The sequence below is a fragment of the Pseudomonas avellanae BPIC 631 genome, from assembly GCF_000444135.1.
Lineage (GTDB): Bacteria > Pseudomonadota > Gammaproteobacteria > Pseudomonadales > Pseudomonadaceae > Aquipseudomonas > Aquipseudomonas avellanae.
In genome coordinates this window covers 1-7,551 of record NZ_ATDK01000597.1, presented here as the reverse complement: position 1 = coordinate 7,551, position 7,551 = coordinate 1, and the positions used below count along the sequence as shown (strand labels likewise).

The window sequence follows — 7,551 nt, the reverse complement described above, 5'->3', positions numbered from 1 at the left end:
AAACTCAAGAGAAACTATGAAAGCGTCATAGCAATGGCCTGCGCTTTTCTGTGGCTACCAATGTGAAACGGGAACAGACCCTAGCGCAGGAATCAAGCGCGCGACGCCCATCACCGCAATATCAGGGGCCAGCGCAGCCAGCGCATTGGCCAGACCGAACAGGATGAGGATGCTGATAAACAGACGCTTGCGCTCGAAGCGCGAAAAATACGCGGTCAGAAACGGGCCAAAGGCTGCAACGGTGAACGCAAACAGCGTCACCAGTAGCCCGGCCTGCGAAACCGAGACGTCCAGGTCGCGGGCAACGGCGGGTAAAAGACCGACGATAACGAACTCTGTGGTCAGCACGGTAAAACCGGCGGCCGACAACAGCAGTATGGGCAACAACATGAAAACTCCAGAACAACGATACAGGTTGCGATGACAGCGCAACCTGCGAGGGATTAAAGCGGGGGTCTAGCGCTTTTCACTATGCACAAGTGCCAAAGAGCCTGAAAGACCGGGCTCGTATCCTGATCGACAAGTACGGTCTTCGTGGGAGCGAGCTTGATCGCGAAGGCAACGGCCGAAATACCCCATACTCATGGCCTGCACCAGCTCCTTCGCGAGCAGTGCGGAGCGTCGCCCCGGTCGCACCCAAAAGATAGCTGGATTCTAGAACTTGCCCATGAAGTCACGTTTGCCGATTTCGACGCCGTTGTGGCGCAGCAGGTCGTAGGCCGTGGTGACGTGGAAGAAGAACTGCGGCAAGGCATAGCTGAGCAGGTAAGCCTGACCATTCAGGCGTTTTTCCTTTTCAGTACCAGGGCGCAGAACGATTTCGATGCCTTCCTTGCCATCGACTTGCTCGGGCGTGATGCTGCCGATGAACGCGAGCGTCTTGGCCAGCAGTGCCTGCAACTCGGCGAAGGTGGTTTCAGTGTCGTCGTATTGCGGGATCTCGACGCCTGCCAGACGGGCCGAAGCACCCTTGGCGAAATCGACGGCAATCTGAACCTGACGAGTGAACGGCAGCATGTCCGGGAACAGACGCGCCTGCAACAGAGCGGGCGGCTGGATTTTCTTCTCGGTCGCGTAGGCTTCGGCCTTGGTCAGAACGTCGCTCAACGCATTGAGCATTTGCTGGAAGACAGGAATGGAAGCGGCGTACAGGGAGATAGACATGACATATCCTGATGTGAGAAAGACGCGATTATAGACCCACCCGGCGCAGAACACCGTGACACTTTTCTTTAGCCGCGCAGATGAGTGCAGCGCACGCTGGCAATAATCCCTGCCAGCCCCTACGCTGATTCACCGTCATTACTCAGGGAAGCGTCATGTCCATCGAATCGTCCGCCACCCCAACCGCTCCGAATGCCGAAGCGTTGCAGCTCAACAGCACCGAAGTGCGCATTCTGGGCTGCCTGATCGAGAAACAGGCGACCAACCCGGAAACCTATCCCCTGACCCTCAATGCACTGGTCATCGCCTGCAACCAGAAGACCAGCCGTGACCCGGTCATGAACCTCACCCAGGGCCAGGTTGGCCAAAGCCTGCGCGCGCTGGAAGGCCGTGGCCTGACCCGCCTGGTGATGGGCAGCCGCGCCGATCGCTGGGAACACAAGGTCGACAAGGGCCTTGAGCTGGTGCCTGCGCAGGTGATACTGACCGGTCTGTTGCTGCTGCGTGGCCCGCAAACAGTCAGTGAACTGCTGACCCGCAGCAATCGCATGCACGATTTCGAGGACAGCGAGCAGGTCGTTCATCAACTGGAACGCTTGATCGCCAGAGGCCTGGCAACGCTGGTGCCGCGCCAGTCCGGTCAACGGGAAGATCGCTACATGCACCTGATTGGCGACCCGGAGGACCTGCAGGACCTTCTTGCCGCCCGCCAGCAAACGCCGGAGCGCGGCAACGCGACAAGCTCTGCTGCCACTCAGCGTCTCGATGAGCTGGAAGCGCGCGTCGCAGTACTCGAAGAGCGACTGGCCAGGCTGGAATAAGCTGATGCCTGGCCCACCCCGAAACTAGCCAGCGCGGGCAAATGCTGCAGCCTGTTGATACTGCTCATCGGTCGGGCGAATGCCGGTGTACAGCACGAACTGCTCAAGCGCCTGGATAGCGGCTACCTCGTCGCCGCTCACGACCCGCTTGCCCAGACGACGTGCAGCCTGAATCAACGGCGTATCAGCGGGCGTGGCGACCACATCGAAAATCGTGTCAGCGGCTTCGATTGCCTGCCTATCAAACGCCAGTTCATCGGCCTGCGGGCCTTGCATGCCCAGCGGCGTGACATTGACCAGCAACGGTGGGCGCGCGCTTCCCAGGTCCGCCTGCCAGCGAAAACCACACGCCTCTGCCAGGCGCTGCCCGGCCTGCTGGTTACGCGCCACGATCAAACCGTCGGTGAAACCGGCATCGCGCAGGGCAAACGCCACCGCTTTAGCCATTCCGCCGCTGCCGCGCAGGGCAAATGCGCTGCGTGGCACGGCATGGCTCTCCATCAGTTGCGCCACCGCGATGTAGTCCGTGTTGAACGCCTTCAAGTGCCCGTCGGTGTTGACGATGGTATTGATCGACTGAATTGCGGCCGCTGATACATCCAGCTCGTCGACCAGCTCGATGCAGGCTTCCTTGAACGGCATCGATACCGCGCTGCCGCGTATTCCCAGTGAGCGTATGCCGGCGACAGCTGCAGCCAGGTCATTGGGCGAAAATGTCTTGTAATAGAAGTTGAGGTCCAACTGCTGAAAAAGATGATTATGAAAACGTACGCCGAAGTTTCCGGGACGGGCGGCCATCGACATACACAGCTGCGTATCCCTGTTAGCGGTGACAGGCATGTAAATTCCTCCAGACGGTAATGGCTTGAATCTTCCATAGGAGCGTAAGCTATGCAGTACAAGCGCCCTGTTGAGCACCTTACATAAAATTTACTCAGCACTTTCGCAGATTCTTACAATTTCGATGTCATAGTGTTATCCCGTGGCAGTGCTTGAGAGTGATGCAGGCGCGCGACAACGGGTTGAGAGCGAGGAACAGTCATGATTCGTCAAATCCCCAAGATCGCCTTGTTTGTAGGTGCCCTGGCCCTTGCTGGCCAGGCGAATGCTGACCGTGGCTGGGGTGGCCCTGCCGTGGTAGGTGCTATCGTAGGCGCTGCCGTTGTCGGGGCGGCGGTATCTTCAAGCCGCGACAGGACGGTGTACGTCGAGCGCGAGCCGGTTTATGTACAGCAGCAGCCGGTCTACTACGCGCCGCCGCCCGTCTACTATCAGCCGGCCCCGGTTTATCAGGTGGTCGAGCGCTACCCACCACCGCCACCGCCAGGCTACTACCATCGCTATGGCCCGCCTCCAGGCCCCGGCTATTACTACGGTCCGCCACACGGTCGCTGGTAACCGAACAAAAAATCCGCCTCTTCAGGCGGGTTTTTTTATGGCTGTGCACACACCATTGCCTGCGCATGCAAGGCAGGCAACCGCTGTTGTTATCAATGACGACTATTGAGAGCGTCGATTTCTGCCTGGCCTCATTGCCCCTTACAGTAGCGGCATGATTGAAGAGGCAGTTATGACCAAGGTACACATCATGTCCGTCGTCGGTAGCGCAGTCCCCGCCACGCTCAGAGCGCGGGGCCTGTTGGCCTGCTGGTACCTGATTCAGGATGGCGAGCCGGTCAGTGGCCCGCTGGCATCGCTGCCGGTTGCCGAAGCGCTGTCCAGGCAGATGCAGCCGCACACTCTCAACAGCTGAATTTCCCGAACTTCGTGCGTTGCTCCGCACATCCCCTTGCCCGCCTCTGTTGAGGCGGTTTTTTTTGCGCTGTGATTTGCTGTTCTGTTCGATATCGCGTTCAGCCACGCTCAGCCATGGCCGCATTGACCTGGCAACGATGGGTCAGTTTCTGCAGGCGCTTTTCCAGGGCCATGAACACCACGCGGTCAGTACGGCCGCTGTCGAGTTCATCAATCAGGTCATTGGCGACCTGGCGCAGCTCGTGAGCGAGCACCACGCGGTCATCGTTCAGGTCCTGCTTATGGGACTCGAACAGACGGTGCAGATAGTCCTGCAAGGTATATTTCAGACTGTGTCGGTCACTGGCGCGCAGATGAGTCAGGTTCAGGCTGATGCGCCCTTGCAGCTCGCTCAGTTCACCGCACAGGTATTGCATGCGCCGGGCGTAGCCCACTTCGCGGTCCCGCAGTTGCTTGCGCGCAACGGAGGCTTCCTGCTTGCGCTGAATGGCCGGCACGGCTACAGCCGCCATCAACCCGACGATCAGGCCGATTGCCTGCATCCAGCCCGCCCAGTCAGACGGCCGGGACGTGAAGCCGACGCCCAGCAACAGCAAGACAATCAGAGAAGCGACGATCACCAATACCACGTAATCCTTGCTGACAAACCCCTTGAGCATTGCATGACTCCTTGAATCGGTGACCAGAATGGCAGGAATGCTAATCGGTGCGAGCGTCTCACACCACGACTATTCAATTTCCGGGTGGTTTTAGCCTCAGTGAAAGCAGAAAGCCACTTAACCGCAACTTAACGAAATCCATATTCCCGCACTTATTGACGAAACGCCCTACAGCACCCATCGACACGCATCAAAGTCTGCTCATAAAATGCAGCGTTTTGACGCGATCCATTCCATTACCACACTTTATCGAGTGAGCCTTGCTCTTGAAAATTCGTCTGTCTCTTCTGGGCCTATTATGTGTACTTACCGGCCCGGCGTTTTCCACCACCGCTCTGGCAAACGAATCCGCTGTTCTGAATCGTGATCCTTCCAACCTGCACCTGGCCTCGGGCAGCGCAATGGTTGTCGACCTGCAGACCGACAAGGTCCTGTATTCCAGCAACCCTGACGTGATTGTGCCGATTGCCTCGGTCACCAAGTTAATGACGGCGATGATTGTCCTTGATGCCAAACAATCGATGGATGAAGTCATTCCCGTCAATATTTCCCAGACGCCGGAAATGAAAGGCGTCTTTTCACGCGTCAAACTCGGCAGCGAAATGAACCGCCGGGACATGCTGCTGATCACCCTGATGTCGTCGGAAAACCGTGCGGCGGCCAGCCTGGCGCACAGTTACCCCGGCGGTTATCCGGCATTCATTCTGGCCATGAATGCCAAGGCCAGGGCGCTGGGCATGAAACACACCGCTTATGTCGAACCTACCGGCCTGTCGGTCTACAACGTGTCGACCGCGCGTGACCTCACCAAGCTGGTGATGGCGGCCCGCAAATACCCGCTGCTCAGCGAACTGAGCACCACCGAACAGAAAACCGTCACGTTTCGTAAACCGACCTACATCCTGGGTTTCAGCAACACTGACCACCTGGTGCGCAAGGAAAACTGGGACATCAAACTGACCAAGACCGGCTTTACCAATCAGGCGGGTCATTGCCTGGTGCTGCTGACGAGCATGGCCAATCGTCCGGTGTCCGTGGTGATTCTAGACGCCTTCGGCAAATACACCCACTTCGCCGACGCCAGCCGCATACGCAAATGGATGGAAACCGGCCAGAGCGGCCCAGCGCCGGAAGTCGCGCTGCAGTACAAGAAAGAGAAGAATCTGGTCATGAAGCAGACCGGCATTCAGGCCAGGGACTGATCAGTCCTGACGCAGTAACGAAAAACGGTCGCGATGCTTGCACATCGCGACCGTTTTCGTTTAACCGAACCACAATCAGCTGTATTGAGTGACCAGCTTGGTGTTCAGGTAGGCCTCGATGGCCTCGATGGCCTCGGTGCCGCCTTCGGAACCGTAGCCGGAATCCTTGATCCCGCCGAACGGCACTTCCGGCAAGCCGATGCCCTGGTGGTTGATCGACAGCATGCCCGCTTCGATGTAGGTGCTCAGCGCCTGAGCGGTCTTCATCGAGGTCGTGAAGGCGTAGGACGCCAGCCCGAACGGCACCCGGTTGGATTCGGCAATGGCTTCTTCCACGGTGTCGAACGGCACCAGTAGCGCAACCGGCCCGAACGGTTCTTCGTTCATGATACGCATGGCTGGCGTCAGGCCACTCAGTACGGTCGGCTCGAAGAAGTAGCCCTGTCCCTCGACAGCCTTGCCACCTGCAGAAACGGTAGCGCCGGCACTGACTGCGTCTTCGATCAGATCAACCAGCGCCGGAATGCGTCGATCATTGGCCACCGGGCCCATGGTCGTACCCGACTCCAGACCGTTGCCCACCCTGATCTCGCGGGTCAGGCCGACGAATTTCTCGGTAAACGCCTGCAACACCTTGCGCTGCACCAGAATACGCGTCGGCGACACGCAGACCTGCCCGGCGTTGCGGAACTTGGCAGTGGCCAGCACGCGAGCCGCGAGGTCAATGTCGGCGTCATCGAACACCAGTGCTGGCGCATGCCCGCCCAGCTCCATGGTGGCGCGCTTCATATGCTTGCCGGCCAGTGCCGCGAGCTGCTTGCCGACAGGCGTAGAACCGGTAAAAGTCACTTTGCGAATGACCGGGTGCGGGATCAGGTAACCGGAAATTTCCGCCGGATCGCCATACACCAAACCAATGACGCCTGCCGGAACGCCCGCATCGGCAAACCCCCGAATCAGCTCGGCAGGTGACCCCGGGGTTTCTTCCGGGGCTTTGACGATGATCGAGCAACCGGCCGCCAGCGCCGAAGACAGCTTGCGCACCACCTGATTGATCGGGAAGTTCCACGGTGTGAACGCAGCAACCGGGCCGACGGGCTCCTTGATAACCTTCTGCTCGATGGACATACCACGCGACGGCACAATACGGCCATAGCTGCGACGGCCCTCTTCAGCCAGCCAGTCAATAACGTCAGCAGCCGACAGGGTTTCCATGCGTGCTTCAGCCAGCGGTTTGCCTTGTTCCTGCGTCATGATTCTGGCGATGCTGTCAGCCCGCTCACGGACCAGATTGGCGGCTTTCTGCATCAGCTTGTAACGGTCATACGCCGAGGTCGCGCGCCAGGTGGCAAAGCCACGCTCGGCTGCTGCCAGTGCTTCGTCCAGATCGGCGATACCGGCATGCGCCACGCTGCCCAGCGACTGGCCGGTAGCAGGGTCTATAACAGGAATGGAGCGACCATCGCGGCTCGCGCGCCATTGGCCATCGATATAAAGCTGTACGTCTGGATACATGAAATTCTCCATAGGTAGTGGAACGAAAACGAATTAGCCGACTGGTCAGGCCTTTTGTTCATGGCCCGACAGCGGCTCTGCGTGTTCTGGATAAAGAAAGCCATAGGGGATGTGGTGATGGTAGTCGAGGTATTGATAATCAACTGCCAGGTATCGTTGCAGTGAATCCACACGGCTGTAAATGCCCACAGGCAATTGAACACAACGGCGCAAGCAAATGTATCCGGGCTGCCCCCACTTCAAAAGTGGACGAACAAATCTTGAAAACCTTATCAATGGGTGCCTGAACACGCGACTCTTGAATGGACACCTGTAGGGCTTGAAATGTCCTGCTGCCTGTCACCCGTTCAGGTTATCGACAGGTTTATCAGTCAGGTGCGCCCTGCCCTGTGCAGTTAAAAACGGTCCGCATTGCGCGCAATGCTGTTCACTTAA

At 58.3% G+C, this 7,551-nt stretch carries 8 protein-coding genes and 2 pseudogenes; 4 read left to right on the top strand and 6 right to left on the bottom strand.

Going from position 1 to position 7,551, the window contains the following annotated elements:
- Window positions 1-78 precede the first annotated feature (78 nt).
- Window positions 79-390, bottom strand: a pseudogene (locus tag DW49_RS0127790) (MFS transporter); the annotation flags it as partial.
- A gap of 264 nt (window positions 391-654) precedes the next feature.
- Complete coding sequence (locus DW49_RS0127785; RefSeq protein WP_002553619.1) at window positions 655-1,164, bottom strand: DUF1993 domain-containing protein; 510 nt, start codon at window positions 1,162-1,164, stop codon at window positions 655-657.
- Between the two features lie 155 nt (window positions 1,165-1,319).
- Between DW49_RS0127785 and DW49_RS0127780 the strand changes: the two genes are divergently transcribed.
- Entirely contained in the window at window positions 1,320-1,985 is a 666-nt protein-coding gene (locus DW49_RS0127780; protein WP_005618440.1) for a YceH family protein, read from the top strand.
- A 24-nt stretch (window positions 1,986-2,009) separates the two neighbouring features.
- On the opposite strand, the gene DW49_RS0127775 is transcribed toward DW49_RS0127780, so the two are convergent.
- Window positions 2,010-2,825, bottom strand: a complete 816-nt coding sequence (locus DW49_RS0127775) for a shikimate 5-dehydrogenase (RefSeq protein WP_017701000.1) — start codon at window positions 2,823-2,825, stop codon at window positions 2,010-2,012.
- A 201-nt stretch (window positions 2,826-3,026) separates the two neighbouring features.
- On the opposite strand from DW49_RS0127775, the gene DW49_RS0127770 reads away from it, so the two are divergent.
- Both DW49_RS0127770 and DW49_RS0127765 read left to right on the top strand, forming a co-directional pair.
- Complete coding sequence (locus DW49_RS0127770) at window positions 3,027-3,383, top strand: hypothetical protein (protein WP_024420337.1); 357 nt, start codon at window positions 3,027-3,029, stop codon at window positions 3,381-3,383.
- A 172-nt stretch (window positions 3,384-3,555) separates the two neighbouring features.
- On the top strand, window positions 3,556-3,738 hold the full coding sequence (locus DW49_RS0127765; RefSeq protein WP_005737770.1) for a hypothetical protein: 183 nt from the start codon (window positions 3,556-3,558) through the stop codon (window positions 3,736-3,738).
- Between the two features lie 100 nt (window positions 3,739-3,838).
- Here DW49_RS0127765 and DW49_RS0127760 read toward each other — a convergent pair whose 3' ends face one another.
- Complete coding sequence (locus tag DW49_RS0127760) at window positions 3,839-4,399, bottom strand: hypothetical protein (protein WP_005618446.1); 561 nt, start codon at window positions 4,397-4,399, stop codon at window positions 3,839-3,841.
- A 260-nt stretch (window positions 4,400-4,659) separates the two neighbouring features.
- Between DW49_RS0127760 and pbpG the strand changes: the two genes are divergently transcribed.
- Window positions 4,660-5,601 carry a D-alanyl-D-alanine endopeptidase gene (gene pbpG / locus DW49_RS0127755; RefSeq protein ID WP_024420336.1) on the top strand — a complete coding sequence of 314 codons (942 nt, stop codon included), beginning with the start codon at window positions 4,660-4,662 and terminating at the stop codon, window positions 5,599-5,601.
- A 75-nt stretch (window positions 5,602-5,676) separates the two neighbouring features.
- Here pbpG and DW49_RS0127750 read toward each other — a convergent pair whose 3' ends face one another.
- Both DW49_RS0127750 and DW49_RS1000000134110 read right to left on the bottom strand, forming a co-directional pair.
- Complete coding sequence (locus tag DW49_RS0127750) at window positions 5,677-7,116, bottom strand: NAD-dependent succinate-semialdehyde dehydrogenase (protein WP_005618450.1); 1,440 nt, start codon at window positions 7,114-7,116, stop codon at window positions 5,677-5,679.
- 71 nt (window positions 7,117-7,187) lie between these two features.
- Window positions 7,188-7,389, bottom strand: a pseudogene (locus DW49_RS1000000134110) (low affinity iron permease family protein); the annotation flags it as partial.
- Between the last annotated feature and the right edge of the window lie 162 nt (window positions 7,390-7,551).

Coding starts and splice junctions, on each gene's coding strand:
- DW49_RS0127785 (WP_002553619.1), bottom strand. CDS start 1,164: ATGTCTATCTCCCTGTACGCCGCTTCCATTCCTGTCTTCCAGCAAATG.
- DW49_RS0127780 (WP_005618440.1), top strand. CDS start 1,320: ATGTCCATCGAATCGTCCGCCACCCCAACCGCTCCGAATGCCGAAGCG.
- DW49_RS0127775 (WP_017701000.1), bottom strand. CDS start 2,825: ATGCCTGTCACCGCTAACAGGGATACGCAGCTGTGTATGTCGATGGCC.
- DW49_RS0127770 (WP_024420337.1), top strand. CDS start 3,027: ATGATTCGTCAAATCCCCAAGATCGCCTTGTTTGTAGGTGCCCTGGCC.
- DW49_RS0127765 (WP_005737770.1), top strand. CDS start 3,556: ATGACCAAGGTACACATCATGTCCGTCGTCGGTAGCGCAGTCCCCGCC.
- DW49_RS0127760 (WP_005618446.1), bottom strand. CDS start 4,399: ATGCTCAAGGGGTTTGTCAGCAAGGATTACGTGGTATTGGTGATCGTC.
- DW49_RS0127750 (WP_005618450.1), bottom strand. CDS start 7,116: ATGTATCCAGACGTACAGCTTTATATCGATGGCCAATGGCGCGCGAGC.